The 25,145-nt window shown below is 35.8% G+C and carries 21 protein-coding genes, 7 tRNA genes and 1 rRNA gene (1 of these 29 only partly in view); 10 read left to right on the top strand and 19 right to left on the bottom strand.

The genetic code is table 11. The features are described 5' to 3' along the window. The 4 genes from MY04_RS18620 to MY04_RS18605 form a co-directional block, all read right to left on the bottom strand. Nucleotides 1-513 (bottom strand): 16S ribosomal RNA (locus tag MY04_RS18620) (it extends 1,013 nt beyond the left edge of the window). 747 nt (nt 514-1,260) lie between these two features. Then, nucleotides 1,261-2,466 (bottom strand): sodium ion-translocating decarboxylase subunit beta, encoded by a 1,206-nt coding sequence (locus tag MY04_RS18615; RefSeq protein ID WP_066212161.1) that lies wholly within the window; start codon nt 2,464-2,466, stop codon nt 1,261-1,263. A 17-nt stretch (nt 2,467-2,483) separates the two neighbouring features. Next, nucleotides 2,484-4,361, bottom strand: coding sequence for a biotin/lipoyl-containing protein (locus MY04_RS18610; RefSeq protein ID WP_066212157.1), 1,878 nt, complete (start codon nt 4,359-4,361; stop codon nt 2,484-2,486). Nucleotides 4,362-4,384: 23 nt separating this feature from the next. Then, a complete protein-coding gene (locus MY04_RS18605) occupies nt 4,385-4,663 on the bottom strand; it encodes an OadG family protein (RefSeq protein WP_215585761.1) in 279 nt (92 codons plus the stop codon). Between the two features lie 232 nt (nt 4,664-4,895). Between MY04_RS18605 and uvrB the strand changes: the two genes are divergently transcribed. Further along, nucleotides 4,896-6,929 carry an excinuclease ABC subunit UvrB gene (gene uvrB, locus MY04_RS18600; protein WP_066212155.1) on the top strand — a complete coding sequence of 678 codons (2,034 nt, stop codon included), beginning with the start codon at nt 4,896-4,898 and terminating at the stop codon, nt 6,927-6,929. 252 nt (nt 6,930-7,181) lie between these two features. On the opposite strand, the gene tuf is transcribed toward uvrB, so the two are convergent. From tuf to MY04_RS18580, 4 genes are all read right to left on the bottom strand, one after another. Beyond that, nucleotides 7,182-8,360 carry an elongation factor Tu gene (gene tuf / locus MY04_RS18595; RefSeq protein WP_066212149.1) on the bottom strand — a complete coding sequence of 393 codons (1,179 nt, stop codon included), beginning with the start codon at nt 8,358-8,360 and terminating at the stop codon, nt 7,182-7,184. Nucleotides 8,361-8,424: 64 nt separating this feature from the next. Further along, nucleotides 8,425-8,496: transfer RNA gene (locus MY04_RS18590), tRNA-Thr, on the bottom strand. 134 nt (nt 8,497-8,630) lie between these two features. Next, nucleotides 8,631-8,711 (bottom strand) — tRNA-Tyr (locus MY04_RS18585). 331 nt (nt 8,712-9,042) lie between these two features. Continuing rightward, nucleotides 9,043-9,954, bottom strand: a complete 912-nt coding sequence (locus tag MY04_RS18580; RefSeq protein WP_066212147.1) for a Ppx/GppA phosphatase family protein — start codon at nt 9,952-9,954, stop codon at nt 9,043-9,045. Between the two features lie 57 nt (nt 9,955-10,011). Between MY04_RS18580 and MY04_RS18575 the strand changes: the two genes are divergently transcribed. Continuing rightward, nucleotides 10,012-10,929: a DUF368 domain-containing protein gene (locus MY04_RS18575; RefSeq protein ID WP_066212144.1), complete on the top strand. Its 918-nt coding sequence runs from the start codon at nt 10,012-10,014 to the stop codon at nt 10,927-10,929. A 92-nt stretch (nt 10,930-11,021) separates the two neighbouring features. On the opposite strand, the gene MY04_RS18570 is transcribed toward MY04_RS18575, so the two are convergent. From MY04_RS18570 to MY04_RS18560, 3 genes are all read right to left on the bottom strand, one after another. Next, a complete protein-coding gene (locus tag MY04_RS18570; protein WP_066213441.1) occupies nt 11,022-11,894 on the bottom strand; it encodes a class II fructose-bisphosphate aldolase in 873 nt (290 codons plus the stop codon). 62 nt (nt 11,895-11,956) lie between these two features. After that, complete coding sequence (locus tag MY04_RS18565) at nt 11,957-13,465, bottom strand: L-fucose/L-arabinose isomerase family protein (protein ID WP_066212141.1); 1,509 nt, start codon at nt 13,463-13,465, stop codon at nt 11,957-11,959. Nucleotides 13,466-13,523: 58 nt separating this feature from the next. After that, nucleotides 13,524-14,429 (bottom strand): carbohydrate kinase family protein, encoded by a 906-nt coding sequence (locus MY04_RS18560; protein WP_066212139.1) that lies wholly within the window; start codon nt 14,427-14,429, stop codon nt 13,524-13,526. Nucleotides 14,430-14,562: 133 nt separating this feature from the next. Between MY04_RS18560 and MY04_RS18555 the strand changes: the two genes are divergently transcribed. Continuing rightward, complete coding sequence (locus tag MY04_RS18555) at nt 14,563-15,420, top strand: AraC family transcriptional regulator (RefSeq protein WP_066212137.1); 858 nt, start codon at nt 14,563-14,565, stop codon at nt 15,418-15,420. A gap of 347 nt (nt 15,421-15,767) precedes the next feature. On the opposite strand, the gene MY04_RS18550 is transcribed toward MY04_RS18555, so the two are convergent. From MY04_RS18550 to MY04_RS18530, 5 genes are all read right to left on the bottom strand, one after another. Next, nucleotides 15,768-15,840, bottom strand: a tRNA-Gly gene (locus MY04_RS18550). A 190-nt stretch (nt 15,841-16,030) separates the two neighbouring features. Next, a tRNA-Gly gene (locus tag MY04_RS18545) sits at nt 16,031-16,103 on the bottom strand. A gap of 13 nt (nt 16,104-16,116) precedes the next feature. After that, nucleotides 16,117-16,197: transfer RNA gene (locus MY04_RS18540), tRNA-Tyr, on the bottom strand. Between the two features lie 19 nt (nt 16,198-16,216). Further along, nucleotides 16,217-16,297: transfer RNA gene (locus MY04_RS18535), tRNA-Tyr, on the bottom strand. Between the two features lie 170 nt (nt 16,298-16,467). After that, complete coding sequence (locus MY04_RS18530; protein ID WP_158297769.1) at nt 16,468-16,986, bottom strand: hypothetical protein; 519 nt, start codon at nt 16,984-16,986, stop codon at nt 16,468-16,470. A 296-nt stretch (nt 16,987-17,282) separates the two neighbouring features. Between MY04_RS18530 and MY04_RS18525 the strand changes: the two genes are divergently transcribed. From MY04_RS18525 to rplL, 7 genes are all read left to right on the top strand, one after another. Next, nucleotides 17,283-17,355 (top strand) — tRNA-Trp (locus tag MY04_RS18525). 112 nt (nt 17,356-17,467) lie between these two features. Continuing rightward, complete coding sequence (secE, locus tag MY04_RS18520; protein WP_066212133.1) at nt 17,468-17,659, top strand: preprotein translocase subunit SecE; 192 nt, start codon at nt 17,468-17,470, stop codon at nt 17,657-17,659. Nucleotides 17,660-17,704: 45 nt separating this feature from the next. Continuing rightward, nucleotides 17,705-18,277 carry a transcription termination/antitermination protein NusG gene (gene nusG, locus MY04_RS18515; protein WP_066212131.1) on the top strand — a complete coding sequence of 191 codons (573 nt, stop codon included), beginning with the start codon at nt 17,705-17,707 and terminating at the stop codon, nt 18,275-18,277. Between the two features lies 1 nt (nt 18,278). Next, nucleotides 18,279-18,722 (top strand): 50S ribosomal protein L11, encoded by a 444-nt coding sequence (gene rplK / locus MY04_RS18510; protein WP_066212129.1) that lies wholly within the window; start codon nt 18,279-18,281, stop codon nt 18,720-18,722. A 24-nt stretch (nt 18,723-18,746) separates the two neighbouring features. After that, nucleotides 18,747-19,439, top strand: coding sequence for a 50S ribosomal protein L1 (gene rplA, locus MY04_RS18505; protein WP_066212127.1), 693 nt, complete (start codon nt 18,747-18,749; stop codon nt 19,437-19,439). Between the two features lie 2 nt (nt 19,440-19,441). Continuing rightward, on the top strand, nt 19,442-19,987 hold the full coding sequence (rplJ, locus tag MY04_RS18500; RefSeq protein ID WP_066212125.1) for a 50S ribosomal protein L10: 546 nt from the start codon (nt 19,442-19,444) through the stop codon (nt 19,985-19,987). A 113-nt stretch (nt 19,988-20,100) separates the two neighbouring features. Next, entirely contained in the window at nt 20,101-20,478 is a 378-nt protein-coding gene (gene rplL / locus MY04_RS18495; RefSeq protein WP_066212123.1) for a 50S ribosomal protein L7/L12, read from the top strand. Nucleotides 20,479-20,636: 158 nt separating this feature from the next. On the opposite strand, the gene MY04_RS18490 is transcribed toward rplL, so the two are convergent. The 3 genes from MY04_RS18490 to MY04_RS18480 form a co-directional block, all read right to left on the bottom strand. Further along, nucleotides 20,637-21,773: a hypothetical protein gene (locus tag MY04_RS18490; RefSeq protein WP_066212121.1), complete on the bottom strand. Its 1,137-nt coding sequence runs from the start codon at nt 21,771-21,773 to the stop codon at nt 20,637-20,639. A 200-nt stretch (nt 21,774-21,973) separates the two neighbouring features. Beyond that, nucleotides 21,974-23,080, bottom strand: a complete 1,107-nt coding sequence (locus MY04_RS18485; protein WP_066212120.1) for a sulfotransferase family protein — start codon at nt 23,078-23,080, stop codon at nt 21,974-21,976. A gap of 664 nt (nt 23,081-23,744) precedes the next feature. Next, nucleotides 23,745-25,031: a M16 family metallopeptidase gene (locus MY04_RS18480; RefSeq protein WP_066212119.1), complete on the bottom strand. Its 1,287-nt coding sequence runs from the start codon at nt 25,029-25,031 to the stop codon at nt 23,745-23,747. Between the last annotated feature and the right edge of the window lie 114 nt (nt 25,032-25,145).

Raw genomic sequence — 25,145 nt, 5'->3', positions numbered from 1 at the left:
CACGGAGTTAGCCGGTGCTTATTCTTATGGTACCGTCAAACACCCCCGCAGGGGTGGGTTTCTTCCCATACAAAAGAACTTTACGACCCGAAGGCCTTCATCGTTCACGCGGCATGGCTGGTTCAGAGTTGCCTCCATTGACCAATATTCCCTACTGCTGCCTCCCGTAGGAGTCTGGCCCGTATCTCAGTGCCAGTGTGGGGGACCTTCCTCTCAGAACCCCTACCCATCGTCGCCTTGGTGAGCCGTTACCTGCACCAACTAGCTAATGGGACGCATATCTATCTCATACCGATAAATCTTTAATTATTAAGCAATGCTACTTTATAATACTATGGAGCATTAATCCGAATTTCTCCGGGCTATTCTCCAGTATGAGGCAAGTTATATACGCGTTACGCACCCGTGCGCCGGTCGTCATCAATCTGCAAGCAGATCATGTTACCCCTCGACTTGCATGTATTAGGCCTGCCGCTAGCGTTCATCCTGAGCCAGGATCAAACTCTCCGTTGTAAAAATCTTTAGATCTACAATCAGATCAATGTTGTTAAATACCTGTCTCTACGAATAAAAGAAATTTTCTTTTGGGATCCGCTTTCGCTGATCTTGTAATTACTTTTCAATACATCAAAAGAACGTTTGAGATTACTCTCAGTGAACTCTGTTTCAAGTTTTTAATGGATAAACACTTGGGTTTATCCGTACATTAAACCGTTGTTTAATGTGCCTCTGTTTTTCAGAAGCGAGTGCAAAGGTAAGAACTTTTTATTTAACTTCCAAATGTTTTAAGGAAAATTTGAAGTTTTTTGAAGCTTTCAAGATCAAGTACTTAAGGTTAAAACCGTTGTTTTTCGATTCTTAAAGGATAAACACTTGGGTTTATCAGTACATTAAATTTCTTTAATGTTGCTTCGCTTTTCACTCTTCCCTATTCACTTTTTAAAGAGCCTTTCCGTTGAAAGGCGAATGCAAAGGTAAGAAGAGATTTTTAATCTGCAACACTCATTACAATTCGTTAAGTTTTTCGTTAACTTTGTAAGAATATCGCTGTTCTTCTTTACAATCTGTCAATCCCAAAACACCTATACAAATGCTTTGTTTTTGTTGGCCTTCCGTTTGAAGGGAGTGCAAAGGTAAGCGCAGTTTTTTATAAAGCAATACCTATCACATAATTTTAGTTTAAATAAAATTTAACCCAATCATAACATCCTAGAAAACAAATACTTTAGCACTGAAAAAAATCCAGTGCTAAAGCTAAATTTACCCCAAGAAAGAAATTAATACCCCTGCCGCAACTGCAGAACCTATAACTCCTGAGATATTAGATGCCATTGCATATTGTAAAATATGATTCTTGGGATCGTGTTTTAAAGCCAAATCATTCGCTACACGAGAGGCCATTGGCACTGCACTTAGTCCCGTTGCTCCAATAAGTGGATTGATTTTCTTTTTAGTAAAAAGGTTAAAAATCTTTACGGCACATATTCCTCCAAGAACAGAAATTGAAAAAGCTATAAAGCCTCCTACCAAAATCATCAACGTTTCCTTTTGTAAAAAAGAAGCAGAATTCATCGTTGCTCCAACACAAAGTCCTAAAAATATGGTCGAAGTATTCATTATTGTTGAAGATGCCGCTTTTGATAAACGATCGGTAGCCGTTCCAATTTCTTTTACCAAATTACCAAATAGTAATGCACCTAATAATGGCACAGAAGAAGGAACCAATACTCCTACCAGCAAGAATAGTACAATTGGAAAAATAATCTTCACCTTTTGCAAATGCTTAATCGGTATAGTAGGATGTCTTTGATCTTGAGATTTCATATTAATCAAAAACTCTTCTTTGGTAATTAACCTGTTTGCTACCATCGGAATGATAAAAGGAACCAATGCCATATAAGAATAAGCCGCAATTGCTATGGGGCCTAATAAATGCGGAGCTAACTTAATTGTGGTGTAAATTGCAGTTGGTCCATCAGCTCCTCCAATAATTGATAACGCTCCTGCCTCTTGAGGTGTAAATCCAATCATAATTGAAAATACCAAAACAGTGAAAATACCCAATTGTGCAGCCCCTCCAAAAAACGCTAACCTTAAGTTTCTCAACATTGGGCCAAAATCTGTCATTGCTCCAACACCCATAAAAATCAAAGGAGGAAGTAAACCAGATTTAATCAATGCATAATAAAGTAAATTAATAATACCATATTGCTTGGCTATTTCTACTAATGATAAATGAAAAATTCCATTATCCTCTGTAGAAGCCACCACAGACATTTCTGCCCCAGGAATATTTGCTAACAAAACTCCGAAACCAATTGGGATTAATAATAGAGGCTCAAACTTCTTCACTATTCCTAGATAAAGTAAAACACCACCTATAATTAACATCAATACTGCTCCAGGGTCATCTATGAAGCCACCAAACGAAGTCATTTCATAGAGTTTTATTAAAGTCTCTTTCATAAGCTTCTTCGTTTAGTTTACTGTAAAATCATCAGATTTTCATCCTCCTCTACGTCTTCTCCATCATGATGACAAATCTCTTGAATCACTCCTGATTTATTCGCAGCAATTGCATTATAAACTTTCATCGATTCTATATAGCCAATAATATCACCTTCCTTCACTTCATCACCAATCTTCTTTGGCTGTTCAGATGATGTCTTCGTCAAGAAAAACTTACCTTCCAATGGAGCTTGAACAGATTGCCCAATTTCTTTAGTGACTTCTACTTTCGCTGGCACTAATTCTTGTTGATGATCTCCTACTTCCTTTTGACCATAACCAATTTTCACATCAAATGATTGCCCATCGACAGTAATGTTTAAATGTTGTGGTCTTTCCTCCACCACATTATTTGATACTACCACAGGCTGATCCTCCGTTTTCGACTTTCTTTTGGTGACATCGTCAACAAATGCAGCTTTTGCCTCTCCACTTTTATATGCTCTATACTGAGCAGGATGCATTGCAAACTCAAACAACTCTTCATTATCTTCCCCAAATTCCCATTTATTTTTCAGCATTTCATCACTTGCCTTTTCCAGTTCATCTCCTAGTTGCTTATCATGAAACTCTTGTGGATCCCCATCAAAGAATTGTCTTTCTTGAGCATATGCCAGCGCTTTGATTTCATCAGCAACTTCTCCAGGAAGTTTACCCGATTTACCCAATAACATATCCCATGTATTATCATCAATTAAAGTCCAACGTTCCTTACCTTTAATCAATTGCATCACATTCATCAAAGCTGTATTCTTAACATATTGAGAATAAGGAGTAACAAGTGGCGGATAACCGAGCTTAGGCCAAATGAATTTCACCTCATCAAAAAGCTTAATCAACAACTCGTCTTGAGTTAAGGTTGGCTGATCTCTTTTAGACAACCACTTGTTGATACTACTTAGATTATTTTCCAAATCGGCCATCAAAGAACCCATCATTCCTCCAGGTAGACCCGGCCCGATAAGGAGAGAATTCATAAATCTATTTTTAGGATTGATATACAGCCCAAGGAAATCATCAATAAACTCTTGAGTGAGTCGCCTTACCTCCATATAAGCATTCATATTGATATCCGGAACAATGAACCCTGCATCTTTAAGCATTTCATGTGCAGTAATCAAATCAACATGTCCTGTACCCCATGACAATGGCTCCATTCCGACATCAATATATTCCACCCCAGCTCTAGCTACTTCCAAAATAGAAGCAGGTGCAAAGCCAGGTCCTGAATGTGCGTGATATTGAATGATGGTTTGAGGATTTTTAGCTTTTATTCCTTTAACTATTTTACCTAAAGATTCTGGACGTCCGATACCTGCCATATCTTTTATACAAATCTCATCTGCGCCTACATCGATTAAATGATTAGCTAAATCCACATAATATTCTACCGTATGAACAGGAGAAAAAGTAATGGATAAACTAGCTTGGGCGATCATCCCTCCTTCTTTTGCAAACCGTATAGAGCGTTTTAAGTTTCTTGGATCATTTAATCCACAAAAAGACCTTGCGATATCCGTTCCTTGTTTTTTCTTTAATCGGAACATCATTTTTCGCAACTCTTCAGAACACGGACTCATCCGAATTCCATTTAATGATCTTTCCAACATATGCGTTTGAATACCCGCATCATTAAATGGTTTCGTCCAAGCTCTTACCGCTTTATTCGGATTTTCTCCAAACAATAAATTGATTTGCTCGAAACCTCCTCCATTGGTTTCTACCCTACTGAAACATCCCATATCGACAATATGAGGTGCTACTTTCGTTAATTGATCTACTCTAGGTACGTATTTCCCTGATGATTGCCACATATCGCGGTACACCAAAGAAAATTTAATTTCTCTGCTCATTTTTAATGCTGATTAGGTTAAGGTTAAATTTTGTTCTTAGTTGATTTTGTAATTTCTACTACTCTTCCTTCTCCTTTTGTAGCGATTGAAACCGATGCGGAAAGAACGGCTACCATCTGAGGAGAAACTAAAGGCCCATTTTTTGGATTGATCGACTTTTTAGTTGGTATTTCTTCCGGTAAATAAGAGTTTGTGATGTTAATAATTAGCTTACCGGATAAAACAACCATCGTTAGAATAGTAAATACAGTCCCCATCCCAACCACTAAAAGCAGCAGGGCTGATTCTAAATTTTCCATCATAATTTATTATTGGTATGTGTTGTTTCTAAGTTCTAGTTGATGTTGTCTTTGGATAAAAATCAATTTATAGCTTATCAATAAATTTTTAAGTGATGATTATCACTGAATTACATCAATTAATATTAGTGTTATTTCTACATTTATTTTTTATATGAATAATCACTTCATCCAAGACAAAAAGAGCAAATTGGAAAAGAAATTAGTATATTTATAGCTTACTATTTTTCGAAATATGGATTTTAAATTAATAGCCGATTTTAAACCTATGGGTGATCAGCCCGCTGCCATTAAACAATTAGCAGAGGGAGTGGAAAGTGGAGAGGAATCTCAAATTCTTTTGGGTGTGACGGGTTCTGGTAAAACATTCAGTATAGCGAATGTTATCAAAGAGACTGGCCGACCGACATTAATATTGAGTCATAATAAAACACTTGCAGCACAACTTTATGGAGAATTCAAGCAATTCTTTCCTGAAAATGCTGTAGAGTATTTTATTTCCTACTACGATTATTATCAACCTGAAGCCTATATTCAAACCACAGATACATTCATTGAAAAAGATTTAATGATCAATGAAGAAATTGAAAAACTTCGATTGGCTTGTACTTCTGCTTTACTATCAGGTAGAAGAGATGTGATCGTTATTGCTTCCGTTTCTTGTATCTACGGTATCGGTAATCCTGAGGAATTCGGAAAGAATGTTCTCAAACTAAGAACAGGGATTGAATATCCTCGACAAAAGTTACTTCGCGATTTTGTAGATATTCTTTACTCCAGAAATGAAATGGAATTTAACCGTGGTAATTTCAGAGTAAAAGGAGATACAGTTGACATCTATCCTGCCTATGCGGATTTTGCTTACCGTATTATTTACTGGGATGATGAAATTGAAGAAATTCAACGTATCGATCCAATCACTGGTAAAATGCAATCTCGTGAAGATGGTATCACCATTTTCCCTGCCAACCTTTTTGTGACAAGCAAAGACACAGTAAATGATTCTATCGTTCAGATTCAAGATGAAATGATAGAACAGATCAGATATTTCGAAAAAGATCAGAGAGTATTAGAATCTAAAAGAATAAAAGAAAGAACTGAATTTGATTTGGAGATGATCCGTGAATTAGGTTATTGTTCTGGTATCGAAAATTACTCAAGATTTTTTGATAGAAGACGTCCAGGTCAACGCCCCTTCTGTCTCCTTGATTATTTCCCAGACGATTTCTTAATGGTAATCGACGAAAGTCATGTTACTCTACCTCAAATTCGAGCAATGTGGGGAGGTGACCGGTCTAGAAAAATTTCGTTGGTCGATAATGGATTCCGTTTACCTTCAGCTTTAGACAACCGACCACTTACTTTTAATGAATTTGAAAGTATCGTAAGTCAGAGTATTTATGTAAGTGCTACTCCTGGCGATTACGAATTACTAAAAACAGAAGGAGCAATTACTGAACAGGTAATTCGACCAACAGGACTTTTAGATCCAGAAATTGATGTTCGTCCAACCTTAAATCAAATTGATGATTTATTAGAGGAAGTCACAGCTACCATCGAAAAAGGAGATAGAATTTTAATTACCACACTGACCAAGAGAATGGCGGAAGAATTATCCCGATACTTAGATGATATCGGAGTCAAATCGACTTATCTCCACTCGGAAATTAAACCTTTAGATAGAGTAGAAATTCTAAGACAACTTCGTTTGGGTATCGTCGATGTACTTGTTGGAGTAAACCTCTTGAGAGAGGGATTGGATTTACCAGAAGTTTCTTTGGTGGCTATTATGGATGCAGACAAAGAAGGTTTCTTAAGAAATGAGCGTTCATTGATACAAACGATCGGTCGTGCTGCCCGTAACTCGGAAGGCCGAGTAATTATGTACGCAGATAAAATGACTAAATCGATGACGAAAGCGATTAGTGAAACCAAAAGGCGTCGTAAACTTCAGCATGAATATAATTTAGAACATGGTATTACTCCTACAACTGTAAGAAAGTCACATGATGCAATTTTAGAGCAAACTCAAGTTGCAGATAGAAAAGTTATCACTAAAGAATACCAAACTGAGGAAGAAAGTCAAGCAAAAGCAGCGGAAGAGGCATCAACTTATCAGGAAAACAGTAAGTCTGCTAATATTAAAGAACAACTTGCTCAAGTGAAGAAGGATATGGAGAAAGCAGCAAGTAATCTTGATTTTGTAGAAGCAGCGAGGTTGAGAGATATAATGTTTGAACTCGAAAGGGTGAAGAATAGTAAGGTTTAGGTAGCAGGTAGCAGGTAGCAGGTAGCAAATTTAAGATATAAGTGATCCCATTGGAATGTATTTTCTGATGGGATTTTTTATAGGTAGGATTTAGGAAGTAGTAGTTAGGAGTTTTTGATGCCCATTATTCGGTGTAATCAAATGGACTGAAGAAGCTTATGTATTTATTGAAAACCCCATAAAATATAAAAAGAGGTTATCTATTGCTAGATAACCTCTTAATATATGTGCTCAACTAATGTTGAGAATCAATTACTCAACGATTGTAGTAACTTGACCTGCACCTACTGTACGTCCACCTTCACGGATCGCGAAACGAAGACCTTCCTCCATTGCGATTTCCTTTTGAAGATCAACTGTGATAGTTACGTTATCACCAGGCATTACCATCTCAACACCGTCAGGTAGAGCGATAGTACCAGTTACGTCAGTTGTACGGAAGTAGAACTGAGGGTTGTAACCTTTGAAGAATGGAGTGTGACGACCACCTTCTTCTTTTGAAAGAACGTAGATCTCAGCAGTAAACTTCTTGTGAGGAGTTACAGAACCTGGCTTACAGATTACCATACCACGCTTGATGTCTTCTTTGTTGATACCTCTAAGAAGGATACCTACGTTATCACCAGCTTCACCTCTATCCAAAATCTTACGGAACATCTCAACACCAGTAATAGTTGATGTTAATTTGTCACCAAGACCCATGATTTCAACTGCGTCACCTGTGTTAGCAACACCTTTCTCAATACGACCTGTAGCTACTGTACCACGACCTGTGATCGAGAATACGTCCTCTACTGGCATTAAGAAATCCTTGTCTACGTCACGCTCTGGTAGAGGAATTTCAGTATCAACAGCTTCCATTAATTCTTCAACTGTTTTTACCCACTTATCTTCACCGTTCAATGCACCTAATGCAGAACCACGAACGATAACAGCGTCCTCATAACCTTTAGACTCAAGTTCTTCAGCTACTTCCATTTCAACTAGCTCAAGCATCTCTTCGTCGTCTACCATATCCGCTTTGTTCAAGAACACAACGATTTTAGGTACACCAACCTGACGAGCTAATAGGATGTGCTCTTTAGTTTGAGGCATAGCACCATCTGTAGCAGCAACTACAAGGATAGCACCGTCCATTTGTGCAGCACCAGTTACCATGTTTTTCACGTAATCGGCGTGACCTGGACAGTCAACGTGTGCATAGTGACGGTTCTCAGTTTGGTATTCAACGTGAGAAGTGTTGATCGTGATACCACGTTCTTTCTCTTCTGGAGCGTTGTCAATTTGTGAGAAGTCCTTTTGCTCAGCAAGACCTTTGTTTGCTAAAACTGATGAAATTGCCGCAGTTAAAGTAGTTTTACCGTGGTCAACGTGACCGATTGTACCAATGTTCAAATGGGGTTTCGAACGGTCAAATGTTTCCTTAGCCATCTTTTCTAAAAAGAATTATATACAATTAATAGATTTCAATCTTCAGATTTTGAAAGCAAAATCGAGCTGCCGAGGAGATTTGAACTCCCGACCTCTTCCTTACCAAGGAAGTACTCTACCCCTGAGCTACGGCAGCTTATGCGAATACCGCAATCTAGCTAGGCAGATTTACCGATTTTCCTTAAAAGGTATAATTAGAGATCTGAAGAAAACTAACTATACTTTTCTCAACAAACGCCACTGTCCGAAGACAACTTTGCCTGTTAATAGTGGGAGGGGCAGGATTCGAACCTGCGAAGCCGAAGCAACGGATTTACAGTCCGTCCCATTTGACCGCTCTGGAACCTTCCCAAGGCAAGATTTTGAGTACCAAAAAGTGGTTCTCGTATCTATTCGAGATGCAAAGGTAAATTGATTTTCAAAAACTTCAAACATCTAACTAAAAAATAGATAGATTTATATACGTTAAAATAGGTTTTTATTGGATAAGTGATAATTACAGTGCAATAAAATCTATATCCAAACCATTAAAAATCAATACGTTGCAATATATATTTTTCTATTTTAAATCTTTGTTAAGAGTATGCAAACAAACCTTTCTAAATCAAAAATTTATTCAAGTTTTTTCATTTTAGGTAATTATTTGGGTTTATATTGTATTTAAAGTCGGAATTTATGGTATTTATTTCGTTCTCAGTAACAAACCTTCTCTTAGAGATGCTGAAGATATAAATAATTTTCCTAAAGACAATTTATCTAGGACACATTTTAGTAAACAAGAAGCCGGAACGACCATATCTACCCTCTGAGGAATAAGTCCTTTTATCTTAAAACGTTCTTCTCTATTCCATCCCACAAACTTCTCATACATTTCATCATAATCGGAATTATCTACCACCTGCACATCCTTTGCTGATACATTATTATATGCACCATAAACTTCTTGAATCGTATGGAAAGTACCTGCCGCTCCAATAATTTTCTTTGGTTGATATTTTTCGACTGCACCCCAAAGCGACATCAATCTGTTCTCTACATAATCAAATAATGCTTCTTTATCTGATGATGTAATAGGATCTACCTTACAAAAGGAATCAAACAATCGTTGTGCCCCTACTTCAAAACTTTCTTTCCAAAGCACTTTTTCGCTATCACAAATAATAAATTCTGTGCTTCCACCACCTATATCCATAATAATAGCAGTGTCTTCTATTGATATATCAGACCTTACACCATAATAAATCACTTCTGCCTCTTCATCTCCTTGAATGATATTTACATCAAAATTAAACTTTGATTTAATCGCTTCACGAAATTCGACTCCATTCTTGGCTACTCTTACGGCACTTGTAGCGGCCACTTCAGTAGACACCACATCATATTCACTTATTATTTGATGAAACTTTCCGAGTGCATCAAACGCTCTTTGCTGTGCCTCTTCTGTGATATAGCCATCGGAGATACCTCCCTTTCCTAATCGAACAAAAATATCTTCAGTATATAATTTCTTTATCTTATCATGACCTTCCACTTCTCCTATTAATAGCTGAAAAGTGTTGGTCCCCATATCAATTGATGCTTTTCTTTGTGTCATTTCTGATAGATTTAAATGAACTACCTTATATTTGCCCCAAATTAGAAGATCAAATCAATGAAAGAAAAACTTTTTATCTTTTTAAAAGGATTAGCTATGGGTGCGGCTGATGTAGTACCCGGTGTTTCTGGAGGAACAGTTGCATTTATTACCGGTATTTATGAGCGATTATTAAATGCAATTAATTCTATCGACCTTGAAGCATTAAAACTATTATCGAAATTTAAAATCAAGGAACTTTGGGAAAAGCTAGATCTTAATTTCTTACTTCCATTATTTGTAGGTATTGGCACAGCGGTATTCTCACTCGCTAAATTGATGAAATATCTTTTAGTTCATGAACCTATCGGGCTTTGGTCTTTCTTCTTTGGATTAATCATCGCTTCTACTTTGCTTGTTGGAAAACAGGTGAAGAAATGGAATGTGGCCACGATCATAGCCATTATTATAGGTGCAGTACTTTCGTATTGGATCACCATCGCCACTCCTAGTCAGGCTCCTGAAGGAATGATTTATATCTTCTTCGCCGGTATGATTGCTATTTGCGCCATGATCCTTCCAGGTATTTCTGGCTCATTCATGTTACTATTAATGGGACAATACGATCAGATTATCTCTGCGATCACAGACTTAAATATTAAAGTAATTGCAGTATTCGGAGCGGGTGCAGCGATTGGTATCACTAGTTTCTCTAGAATATTATCATTCTTATTAAAGAAGTATCACGATTTCACTATTGCTCTTCTATCGGGAGTAATGATTGGCTCTTTAAATAAGGTATGGCCTTGGAAACAGATCTTGAAGACTTATATAGATCGTCACGGAGAAACGAAGCCATTAATTGAGAAGTCTATTCTACCTCAACATTTCGAGGGTGATAATCAGTTGATCTTAGCAATTGTGTTGGCTATTGTTGGCTTTGTGTTGGTGTATGGAATTGAGAAGTTTGCTTCTAAAGATACTGAAGTAGCATAAACATCAACAACTTGATATAAATGAAAAGGATACCCCATAACAAGGTATCCTTTTTATATGTCGCAATTTTAAAAGAGTATTTGATGTTTACATCAAACTACAAGTTCATTTTGAAAATTCACTGCTTTCAAACGATCCACCACTACATCTTTAATTAATGGCAAGACTTCTTTCATAATAAATGGAGGATAAGCATTCATCCCTGCTTCATTCATTCGCTTCATGGCTTCTTGCATATAAGTAGTGTGCACTATGGTTCCGATATTAATCTTACTCATACCCATGGTGATTGATTTTTGAATATCTAAATCAGGAATACCAGTACCCCCGTGTAATACTAAAGGAGCAGGAATAGCTTCTGCTATCTCACCTAATCGCCCAAAATGTATTTTAGGTTCTTGAGGAGTGAAACCATGAGCCGTACCAATACCTACTGCCACAATATCAGGTTGTGCTTCTTCGTATAATTGCTTTACATGAGAAACCGAGGCTAAGAAATCATCATCTGATTTCACTTCTACGCCACGACCTAGAATTTTACCAATTTCAGCTTCAACAACTACATTAGCTGACTTTGCATAAGCGACTACTTCTTTCGTCATCTTAATGTTTTCCTCCAATGCTTTTTGAGATCCGTCAATCATCACAGAATCGTAACCGGCATCGATAGCCGCTTTACATTGATCGACCGAAACACTATGATCCAAATGTAAATACACTTTGTTTTTGGCATTCAAACGTACTCCTTCTACCATTTTTGTAAACACTTGTGGTGTAATCAAATCGGCAACTGGAGGATAAGTCATGACCATTACATGCGTATCCATCTCGTTGGCTGCTTCAACGACCGCCTGTAAATCATAATTATCATTTACATTGAAGGACGCCAAACACCTTTCTGTTTTTCTATATGCTTTGAAGAGATCGAGCAATGATGCGAAATCCTCTGAAAAATTCTTTTCCATAATTATAAGATGATGTGCGGGCAACATCAAGTAGCTGCCCCGTTATTTAAATGTCTATTTGATTATAAACTATGACCATATAGATGGTCTAAGCTTTTTGGAATATCAATTTGATTCACCCCCAACCAGTGGTTTAACGTATCCAAATCTTTTAAGAAATGTCCTCTACCAATAATCCAGTGATGATCACATCCATTATTCAATACAGCCGAAAGCACATCTTTTGACTCGTGAATTTCTGGACGAACTTCAGCATAACTTCCTCTAAAGGCCATTTCTGATGGTAAAATTTCTCCTTCGAAGTTAAATACTCTAGCTCCATCAGGGTATTGGTATTTAGCAATAGTTACTGGTCCCGTTTTTTGCATAAACTCAAGTAACATTCCCATGCTGCTTTCAACACTGAAATTCTCTAGGATACTATGGTTTCTCACTTCAAATCCTGTTGGCTCATTAATTAATTTTGTTGGTGCTCCGCCACAGTGCCAGAAACCAATTCTGTTATTACCTTGATCAATTAATGACAAATCAACTAATGTTGGAAGACCTTCTGTTAAAGTCACCTGATTCATCACCACCATTGTAAGCAATGCTCCCATATCCGATTCATCAGCTACAGGAATACCAATATCTTGGATTAACGCACCTGCTCCATCTCCAGCGATTCCATAATGATCGAACAACTCTGGCCAGTTCTTTAAACCAATACCAATATAATTTTGCTGTCTAGAGTAATCTGCAACCGCCAACGACAAACGAAGTGATTTATTAATTTGATTAGGGGTAACATTATTGAATTTACAAGCCGGATGATACAACAGTTTTTCTCTGATTTCATCGATATCAGACTCTTTAAACTTCTGTCCGTGCTTCCAGATCGTTTCGAAGTCTACACGATCTACGATCAAACCGTAACGTTCTAAAAGAGCAATCTCATTTAATTCACAATCGTAAAAACCAGGTACTCTAAATCCACCGACCATACCGATCATACGTTGGTTCATCGATGCTTTAGCATATACTGCTTTTGCGAACGGCATAATTCGTTCTTTAAGGTGCTCTGATTTTGGGTTTTCGAACAACCAAGAATATTTCACCTTACTTGAGCTTAAAATATTCAGCAAGAAGTTCTGTCCACAAAGACGATTGTTCACTAATCGTCCTCCTGTTGCCTCATCATGCGACCAACTTAAAACAGGAACTGGATGTTGTACCAACCAACGAGCCAATGTAGCTGCTAAGTCGCCCGCTATATAAGAACCTTGATATACAACAATTGCATCAACTCCTTCTTTTTCTTGACTTTGAAGCCAAGCCAAAATATCTTCTTTTGTTTGAATAGGTTCTGATGAGCATGTCAATTGAAAATACTCATTTGGTAAAGCCAATTGAAGGTTTTCTTGAGCTACTCTGTAATTTTTTTTGATAGAAGCCCAATCAAAATGTTCCTCAAGGCCAATGCCTACCAAACCGACTTTTGCTACTTTTTTAGGTGCCGCAGGTTGGATAAGCTTTTCAAATAAGTCGCTTACGATTCCTTGTTCAATTGGGTTTGCTGCTACTGCTTCCATAATGATTGTTGTTTATTCAAAGAGTTAATAATTTATTTTTGATTGAATGAAGTCTGCTTTATACAGTTTCTTCTAAAGAAGGAAGGTTTTCTTCCATATATGATCTACTTGGGAAAGATGTTCTACCTCCAAATACCTTTGCCACTTGAGAAGCAAAGAAACTTCCGTAGTTCATTCTATCTCTTAATGATTTTCCTTGCAATACTGCCGAGGCATATGCGGCATGAAATGCGTCTCCACACCCTGTGGTATCTACTACTTCTACTTTATAGGAAGGTTGATGAACAATTATACCTTTATTATATGCATATGAGCCATTCACTCCATCTGTCACAACCACTTGTCCCTCCGTCATTGAAGCAATTGTTCTGACACAGTCTTCTATATTATCTTTCTTGGATAGTTTTTGTGCACATGTTAAAGGAAGTATAGCATGTGTGGCTAGTCCGACCATTTCTTTCATCAAAGACTCTTCTGCTGCCTCCATGTCTAATACCGTAGTGATCCCTTTTTCTTTTGCCAACCTTAATAGATGCAGGTTAATCTCTGTATCATACCCATCCACCAAAATCAATTTTGTTTGCTCTAACCATTCTTCTTTAAAGTCTGAAGGTTGAAATGATGAATAATTGTTCATAGAATAAAGCACTGTTCTTTCTCCTGTGTCATCAATTTGAACTATAGCTATTGCAGGTGTTGCTCCTTCTTTCTCTATAAATAATTGATGATTCACCCCGTGTCTTTCCAGTTCAGCTCGGGCTATTTGACTTAAAGTATTATCACCGAAATACCCTAAGAAACTTATATCATGTCCTAAAGCAGCAATACCACTAGCTGCATTTCCTGCAGGTGCCCCGCCTTGTACAATTATCTTTTCACATTCAGTTTTTTCGCCATAAGGAATCTCATTCGGTACGGCAACAAGTAAATCGACTACATTGAGTCCGCTACATATCACTTCCATACTATTTTGCTTTAGTTTAACACAAAATTATGGTGTGATATTTACGTTTAATAAATTCAATATTTTACGATTTATGTACTATATTGTCCAATACTAAGAACAAACAACAGCGAACTAACAATACACTAAAAAAATGAGAGCAAAACTAGAAGTAATCCCTAAACAAGTAGATGAGTCAATTCACTCTTTTCAATTCGAAGAAACACACTTTAATGCACCGTGGCATTATCATAATGAGTTAGAATTAACTTATATATTAAAAAGTAGTGGAGTAAGATATATTGGAAATAGTATTCAGCAGTTTCAATCAGGAGATCTAGTTTTAATAGGTCCTTCTTTACCTCATGCATGGAAGAATGCTAAAAATTATGATCAAGGTGCCTCTTCTGTATATATACAATGGAATGCTGATCAGTTCAATAATCATTTAAAAAACATCAAGGAGTTTTCTAAAATTGATTTACTATTAGAAAAAGCGAATGGAGGAATCATGTTTACCCAATCAAAGATTACTGAGGAGATTGGAAAAAAAATGAAATCACTAAACCAACTATCTGATATGTCTCGGTTAATTGTTTTTCTCGATGTCTTACATCAATTATCTGAATTAAAAGATTACAGTATCCTTTCCGAACCTATTGATAAAACTTCTTTTCAAAAATCGAGTAAACGAGTTGATAAGATTATACATCATATAGAAAATCATTTTCAATCTCCAATACAGGTAGATCAGATGGCAGAATTATGCTGTATGACCAAGTCATCGTTCTGTAAATTCTTTAAAAATAGATTTAAGAAAACATTCACTCAATACTTAAATGAGTTTAGAGTACATAGTATTTGTCAGGAATTACAAGAAACCAATGAGCCTATCACTCAAATAGCCATGGACTGTGGTTATGAGAATATGTCTTATTTCCATCGACAGTTTAAACTGATTATGGGGATGACGCCAGCGGAGTATAGGAGGAAGATTATTGAGATTAGTTAGAAGGTAGCAGGTAGCAGGTAGCAGGTAGCAAAATTTACGCTCTTATTTTTAAGTAATAGGTAATAAGTAATAACTAAGGGAGAGAGTTTTTACTTCGGTTAGGGAATCGAAAGCCCAGAGTTTTAATCATGTGGAAGGTTTTTAAAAAGTAAGAGGTAAGAGGTAAGAGGTAAGAGGTAAAAAGTAAGGATTGAATCTGTCAATAAAAATACAATAAGCTTAATAAAGATCTATTCCTTACGTCTTCGTTAACGAGGTGGTGCAACCCCTCGTGATGTCTCCACAACTCAATTAACACTAAATCTTAAACACAAAAAAAGGTCAACCATTTCTGATTGACCTCTGCGAGCGGGTGACGAGGCTCGAACCCGCGACCTACAGCTTGGAAGGCTGTCGCTCTACCAACTGAGCTACACCCGCATGATGTTACAAAGAAAACAGTTCTTTAGGGACATTTCCAACAAAACAATCAGATACTTTTTAAAAATTACGGTAAGTGATTGTTTAAGAGAATAGAAATTATTTGTTCCTTTCTTTAGAGAAATAGAAACGTATTAAAATAATAACCCTTAGAAACGCAAAAAGGTCAACCGTTTCCGATTGACCTTTGAGCGGGTGACGAGGCTCGAACCCGCGACCTACAGCTTGGAAGGCTGTCGCTCTACCAACTGAGCTACACCCGCGTACAATGTTGTGTGGGAGGGGCAGGATTCGAACCTGCGAAGCCGAAGCAACGGATTTACAGTCCGTCCCATTTGACCGCTCTGGAACCTTCCCAGATTAAGTAAACATTGTGTGGGAGGGGCAGGATTCGAACCTGCGAAGCCGAAGCAACGGATTTACAGTCCGTCCCATTTGACCGCTCTGGAACCTTCCCAGATACCTTCGGATGTTTACTTATTCTTCACACTCATTGTCTTCATCGTGACCGTTTGTCCCGATTGCGAGTGCAAAGGTATAGCATGAATTCAATTCTGCAAAGAAATCTACAAAAAACTTTTCTAAAGGAATGTAAACTAATTGAGAGCTAACTTATTAAAGTATCAATTATTTTATCTCAAAGTTTCTTACAAACGTTCTATCATCAATTTGTGCACGGATTACATACAATCCTGGATTAAAATCAGAGAGTATGTATTGCGTCTTTAACTCTCCTTTTAACAATTTTAATTGCGCAGAATAGGAGTCATCGTCCTCAGATTCTTTTTTCATGGAGAGTTTTACTTCTTCGTTTTCGCCAAAAAAGCCATTCACCTTTAGTGTATCACTTTCTACAGCCACCTCAAAAAATGGTCTTTTATAAGAAATGTCAGAATCAAAAATTTTCATTGTAGTACTAGAAGTAAGTTTAGACACCTCTCCATATACTGCTTTTCCATCCAATGCAAATTGAAATTTATAAATACCTACTGGAAGCTTATTGATTTCATATTTCCTTTTTAAATCTCCAATTTCTCTAAAGACTTCCCAAAAAACAGTTTTATTACTTCTCTTTACTGATAATTGAAAAAATGAATCTTCCACAGTAGTTGATGAGGCGAAAATATTTATTACACCATCTTTCATAACGATACAATCACTCAGATTTTTTTCTTGAGCATGCAAAATGTTTAAAAAACCAGTAACAAAAATTAAAATCAAAAAATTTTTCATAAAAAGAAAAAGGAATAATTTAATACGGATATTAGCAGTACATATATAAATAATGGGTAGCAATATACATTTATTGTCTTTAAGTGACTGTATATTAATATGAATTAAGAAAAAATTTCACATTCTTATTTGTTTATTTATTTCAAGTATCTACCTTTGCATCTCGGAAATTCGAGGTGATTATGTAAACCACTGAAAATAACCGACAAACGGGCATAGCTCAGCTGGTAGAGTTACGGTCTCCAAAACCGCAGGTCGTGGGTTCGAATCCTACTGCCCGTGCAAATTTAAATTGAACTTCTTATATTTAGCCGTTCAATTCATTTTTAAAACTTAGTATCAGAAAAAGTTGTTACGAATCAGCAACTTTTTTTGTGTGAAAATCGAAAGAATTATGAATAAAGTAATTCAGTTTATTAAAGAGTCATACACAGAAATGACAGACAACGTATCTTGGATGTCATTTAACGAAGCAAAGGATAGCTCAATCTTAGTATTAGTTGCTTCATTAGTGTTTGCTCTAGTGATTGGTGGAGCAGATTCATTAATCAACGCAGCTTTGGAGTTTATCTACAAAGCGATATAAGTAATTTATTAGTTAAGAAACCTCAACAGATTAAACTAAAAAGCTATGGGTGACCTTAAATGGTATGTAGTAAGAGCTGTAAGTGGTCAGGAAAAGAAAGTGAAAGATTACCTTCTTAAAGAGTTGGAAAATCAAAAACTTGAAAATTTCATCACAGAAGTTATCGTACCTACGGAAAAAGTATATCAAGCAAGAAAGCAAAGAGATGGCAAGATTAAAAAGATCGCTGTCGAAAAGAATTTGCTTCCAGGCTATGTTATCGTCCAAGCTGATTTAACAAACGGTGAGGTTCAACACACGATTAATAGTGTTCCTGGTGTCATTGGATTTCTAAACGCGGATACGAAAGATCCGACAGTGCTTCCAAAACCAATGCGCGAGTCAGAGATTAATCAGATCCTAGGCAAAGTCGATGAGTCGGACGAAGGCGAAGTTAAACATGATACGTCTTACTCTGTCGGCGAAACAGTACGTGTTATGGATGGTCCATTCTCTGGATTCTCCGGAAGCGTAGAGGAAGTCTTCGAAGAGAAGAAAAAACTCAATGTCATGGTGAAGATCTTTGGTCGTAATGCACCAGTAGAACTCGATTATAAACAAGTAGAAAAAGAAGAGTAAAATGGCAAAAGAAATCGAAGGTTTCCTGAAGCTTCAAATTAAAGGTGGAGCAGCCAATCCGTCGCCGCCAGTAGGTCCTGCGTTAGGTTCGAAGGGTTTGAACATTATGGATTTCTGTAAACAGTTCAACGCAAGAACACAAGACAAAGGGGGGCAATTATTGCCTGTTTTAATTACGATTTACAAAGACAAGTCTTTCGACTTCGTAATCAAAACTCCTCCAGCGGCAAACTTAATCCTGGATGCGGCAAAAGTTAAAAAAGGTTCATCAGAGCCTAACCGTAAAAAAGTAGCGAAAGTTACTTGGGATCAAGTTAGAACGATTGCAGAGACAAAATTACCAGACCTTAACTGTTCTACAGTTGAATCAGGTATGAAAATGGTTGCGGGTACGGCTCGTAGCATGGGTATCACAGTAGAAGGAACAGCTCCTTGGGAGGCTTAATTTTACAAGAATTAGTTTTTAATCATGGCAGTATCAAAAAAAATGAAAGAGGCTCTATCTAAATATGATAGAACTCAAGAATACACGCTGGAGAAAGCTACAGAACTTGTGAAAGAAATCTCTTTCGAGAAGTTCGACGCTTCTGTAGACTTAGACGTGCGTTTAGGTGTTGACCCACGTAAAGCGGATCAAATGGTTCGTGGTGTGGTAACTCTTCCTCACGGTGTAGGTAAAGAAGTTAGAGTTCTTGCTCTAGTTACTCCAGACAAAGAAGAAGAAGCAAAAGCAGCAGGTGCTGACTACGCAGGTTTAGACGAATTCATCAAGAAAATCGAAGGTGGATGGACTGATATCGACGTAATCATCACTATGCCAACAGTAATGGCTAAAGTAGGTCGTTTAGGTAGAGTTTTAGGTCCTCGTGGTCTAATGCCAAACCCTAAAGCGGGTACAGTAACATTAGAAGTTGGTAAAGCTGTGAAAGAAGTGAAAGCTGGTAAAATCGACTTTAAAGTTGACAAAACTGGTATCATTCACACTTCAGTTGGTAAATCATCTTTTACTGCTGAGCAGTTAAAAGAAAATGCAGCTGAGTTGATTCAGACTTTATCTAAGTTAAAGCCTTCATCGGCTAAAGGTACATATTTTAAGAGCGTAACGATCTCTACAACTATGGGTCCTGGTATCAAAGTTGAAAAGAGTTCTATCGATAGCTAATTATGACAAAAGATCAGAAAGTACAACTCGTTGAGGACTTAAGTCAAAAATTAGCGGCTTGTGATTACTTCTACATCGTAAACAGTGCTACTATGACTGTTGATGAAGTGAACACTTTCCGTAAGGCTTGTTTCTCAAAGGGTATCGAATATCAAGTAGTCAAGAACACGCTAATTGCGAAAGCTCTTGACAAATTGGATACACAAACTGACTACGCAGAACTTAAAGAGGGTGCTCTTAAGGGTATGTCAGGTATCTTGTTCTCACCAGAATCTGGTGCTGCTCCAGCGAAAGTTCTTAAGGACTTCCAAGCGGGTATGCCAAAAGATCGTAAAATCCCAGCATTGAAGGCAGCTTCAATCGACGGTGGATTATACGTTGGTGAAAACCACTTAGAAGCATTAACAGCAGTAAAATCAAAAGCAGAGCTTATTGGCGACATCCTTGGATTGTTACAATCGCCTGCTAAGAACGTTGTTAGCGCTTTACAATCTTCAGGACAGACATTATCTGGCTTGTTGAAAACGCTAGAGGAGAAAGGAGAGTAATATAGACCTTTCTAACCAACCTCTTGCAACAATGGCTTTAGAACGTTACGCCTAGTTGCTTCCATATATATAAATCGTAACTTTATTTAAAAACACATTTTAATTTTACAAAAATGGCAGATTTGAAAAAATTCGCAGAAGAGTTAGTAAACCTAACAGTTAAGGAAGTACAAGAACTTGCTGAGATCTTGAAAGAAGAGCATGGTATCGAGCCAGCTGCTGCTGCTGCTCCAGTAATGGTTGCAGGTGGTGCTGAAGGTGGTGCTGCTGCTGAAGAAAAAACTGAATTCGACGTAATCTTGAAGTCAGCTGGTTCAGCTAAATTGAAAGTAGTTAAAGCTCTTAAATCAGCTGCTGGTTTAGGTTTGAAAGAAGCTAAAGAATTAGCTGATTCTGCTCCAGCTCCAGTAAAAGAAGGTATCTCTAAAGAAGAAGCTGAAGCGTTGAAAGATGCATTAGCTGCTGAAGGTGCTGAAATCGAAATCAAATAATTTTAGTTTGATCTAAAATTAATCGATATAGATATAAAGGGTGATCCGAAAGGTTCACCCTTTTTTTGTATCTAATATCAAAAAAAAACAACTCATGAAAACTTCATGAGCTATCTTTTGGAATCGTTAGTTTATACTAGCTTTATTAATTGAAGAAATTAATTATAAATCTTTTTTGAATAGATCTTAGCCCCAAAGTAAATATGTATAATATTGATACCTTGATAAAGATCTGTTTTACTTATTTCAAAGTAATTATTCTCTGAACCTTCAAAGTGTCTCATTGCCCCATTAGATGAAATTACTGTATACTTTATATTTTTTATTTCATCTCCAAGCATAAAAGCAAAACGATCTCCATAAGTGTACACTTTAACAATATCTTGACTTTGTCCATCCAATACCATTAAGGGGCCATATACTGTTTCTGTTCCATCAAAATCAACTTGAATAAGCTGATAATAAATTTTACCTGAAGCTTCTATATTACTATCTACTACTGAATAGCTCAAAGTAGTATTTGAATTTCCAGCCCCCTCCTTTCTTTCTATTTCAATCCAGTTTATTTTGTCATAAGATTTTAATAAAATGAAATAATCATTATTTATTTCTTGTGCCGTTTTCCATAGGATTATATTTTTAAATCCATCTTTTTTCACCTCAAAAGAAATTAATTCTACTGGTAAATTGATATCACAAAAAGATCCTTCTTTTGTAAAACAAGCACCTGTAATTTCGATTGTTGGAGCATTAAATACTAAAGGAGTGTAATGACCATCATAAAAATTCCCCTCAACCACTAACCTTGTTCCATCACCTGCTATCTCTATTTGTCCACTACCTATATCTAACCTTGTGAAATTATCGTTTACAATGAGTTCACCTCCATTTTTTAGAAATAGGTTCCCATTATCAACATTCATATCGTCTTCGACCTCTAAATAGCCATAGATTTCAATTTGAACATTGGCTTCTTCCATATTTAAATCGCCAAGAATATTAAGCACTCCATTAGAATTAACTATTAATCTTCCATCAGCTTCTAATTCCATGTAGATGCCACCACCAATATTCGTTGGAAGGTCGAAATCAATAGTTAAAGACTTTGAGTTACCCAAAATAACTTTATCACCTAATATGGGATATCCTGTACCCCCTCCAACTCTTGTCCAATTACTTGTATTTTGCCATTCTGTCCAAGAATTGATTTCTTGATCTCCATTTGGGTAATAATTCACAGCCATTAGTTGTGTAGAAACAATAATGCTTGCTAAAAAAAATAGTAGTTTTTTCATAGTTAATCGTTTTTCATTTCATACTGTTAATCCAGTTTCATTTCATGTTTCTAACTTAAAGTAATGGCAAAAAAAAATCGGTTCATTTTATAATATGAACCAATTATTCCTTGTACCAATAGATAATGTGGTACATTGAAATTAAAAAAGCCACTTCATTTCTAAAGTGACTTTTATATAATTATTCTAAAACTTATTCTCTATTTAATCATTTCATAATCCCACTTTTCAAATGCATAATGCCAGTGTTCATTCACTTTGTCTATGACATCTTGTGGGAAATTATATTGATGCTTCTTATGCGTTCCCAAACCATTTAAGTACTCTTCCATTAATGGTTTTACAGAATTGAAATCACCAATATTTAAATCACGATAAATATCTGATAAATACCCTATGTTATCTTTTGAAAATTCTTCATACTTCACTTCAACAAGATTTCCCTCTGGAATTAAAGATTTATCACTTTCATATTTATCATACATCTTTGTAAATACTTTTAAGATATTATCTGATAATTGGTCGTCAGTGATTTCTTGAAATTTCTGACTAGGAAGTACTCCCTTGAAAAATCTAAATGTTGAACCAAAAACTTCATATGGATTTCTATATATATAGATAAACTTGGCATTAGGAAATACCTTAAGAATTTCATCAACTCTAGCCGTATGAGGAGGGTTCTTAGAAAGAAAACGTTCACCTTTTGTTTGCATCAAAGCTAATTTTGCAAAACGTAAATATTCATCTCTCCACTTTTGTTTCTTTTCCTCAGACAAACCTTTACCTAATAAGAATTTATCAAATATCTTAAGTGTATCTTGAGGGAAGTACCAAAAATAGTAGAAACTCATATCATGAATATTACCTAAAGCAAATTCTTCCTCTTGTGGAAAAGCTGGATCTAATTTTAATCCATCAGCTGGACGTTCTTTAGGCATAAATATTTTCATCATTGCTGTAAAAATATTTTTCCCAAACATTAAGGCATTTGGAAACACACTTTGAAAAGTATTCACAAAACCAAACTGAGGATCTTTAGCTAATAAATTATGCAAATGGGTTGTTCCACTTCTCCAATGACCTAAAATAAATACTGGATCTTTATCTATTGTTATGTTATCGGCCTTACTGTAAAGCAAGTTCTGATTTATTTTCTCAACTGGATAACATAAAGTACTAATCAATTTTGCCTTATTAAACTTATTCTTAAACTGAGGTTCAATAGTATAGTCTTTTTCTATTTTATTAAAATTAGCGAGTGAACTACCTGATAATGTAGCCATATCTAACTTATCGAATGAAGCCATAATTCTTTTCGGATTACTTTAAAATTGAATAAAAGATAAATATTAAAATCAAATAATTGATATATCCCATGTAAATATACATAGGTACTAGATGTTTTGATACCTTATGTAACGTGATAACTCTTCAAAAAATTAATTTGATTTACATTTATTGTTACATTTTGTACACCTTCTAACAAAATTTAAACATATGTAAGTTTATCAAGTAATGTCAACTTTTTTAGAGAAATTGAATTTTTTATTGAGTGAGTATCTAAGCACGTAATTTTACTTATCTTTTATTTTATTTATCACTATTCCTATACGTACTATTAATATTTAACTAAATGTAATTGAATTTGTTAACTAATATTGTTTATTAAAATTAATTATATTAGAATTGTATCAACATAAAAACGGAGTAAGAAAAATAACGTCTTTAACCGTTTTTATTACACTTTATTAAACAAACAGACTAACATTACAAACATTTTTTTATTCTGTGTTAGACAAACTTTCAACTAAAGTACTAAACTAGAAGACACAGATTTTTTGAAGCAATTAACAACGACAATCAAATTGTCGGATTACTACTAGGTAATTACTTCACAAACTTCAACTCACAAAAAAGTGGTAGAAAACAATTCATGTTTGCTACCACTTTTGTTATTTATAGAAGTTTGTATTACCCTACAACCACTTCTAACATATCTCCTAATAAATATTTTTTGACCATATCTTGAACTTGCTGTGTTGTTACAGACTGAATTCTACTTACATATGTATCGTAGTAGTCGAAGTTCAATCCTTTCTTATATAATCCTTTTGTTACCTCTAACAAGGAAATATTAGAATTAATAGACATGATAAAATTACCTGACATATAGTTTTGTACAGTTATTAATTCTTCTTGGGAAATAGGTTCTTTACCTAATTTTTCTATTTCTTTATAAATTTCGGTTGTTGCTACGTCTCTTAATTCTTTTTTTACATCAGTTGCAATTAAAAAATACCCTTGATTTTGTTCATTTCTAAACGATGAATGAATTCCGTAAGTAAGCCCCTTTTCCTCTCTAATGTTTTTCATCAATCTAGACCCAAAATACCCTCCAAGCATTTCATTCATCACTGAGAACGCTTCTAAGTCATTATGAGGCAAAGTAAACGTTGGGCAACCTATTCTTATACTAGATTGTACAGATCCATCCTTTGCGTCATATATTTTTAGTTCATTCGAATTAATTTTATCGACAAACTTAGGATATTTTAAAATAGCACTTCCTTTTTTAATTTCAATTTTTCCTAACTGATCACTTAAAATCTTTAAGCATGAATCATCAAAATCACCTGATATGAATATTTCAAAAGGTGCTCCAATGATTTGATCGTTGTAGTATTTCTGAACATCATCTATTGAAAATTGAAGTATCTGTTCAGCTGATAATGTAGATCCAAAAGGGTGATCTTCTCCATAAAAGGATTCTCTGAATTTCTTAGTGGACAGATATGACGTTTTTTCTTCTGCTAGTTTTTTCTGCTGAACAACTACTTGAACGATATGACGAAATTCTTCCTCAGAGAATTCAGACTCTTTCAAGTATTTATTCACCATTGATATCACTTCTCCAAAATACCTTTTTAAACAATGACCTGTTAAGGTAAATGAGTCCAAGTCGTTAGATACATTAATAATAGCTCCATAAGAGTCAAGATACTCATGAATTTGAGCACTATTCATCCCCTTAACTCCTTCTCCTATCATTTTTGAAGTTAAAAATGCCGTTCCCTTCACATCCTCTACCAACTTCCCTCCTTTTATTACAATTGAGAAATGTAAAATAGGTTGTGCATTATTCTTTATGGCAAAAACCTTACAAGAATTCGGGAGTTGATATTGTTCGGGTTTTTGTAAAGAAAAATCAACTAATTGAAAAGATTCAGGTGCGATTGTTCTATCTAAACTATGGTTCATATTTGAATAAAAGAAATGCTTAAATATTATCAGAAATTCAATTAATGAATTACTGAACTCATGTTGGGAAGATTCAGTTAATATGGAAAAAAAAGGTGAGGTAAACTATTTTAC

Source organism: Flammeovirga sp. MY04 (assembly GCF_001682195.2).
Lineage (GTDB): Bacteria > Bacteroidota > Bacteroidia > Cytophagales > Flammeovirgaceae > Flammeovirga > Flammeovirga yaeyamensis.
The sequence above is the reverse complement of the archived record's forward strand: the minus strand, read 5'-3'. Positions and strand labels throughout refer to the sequence as shown.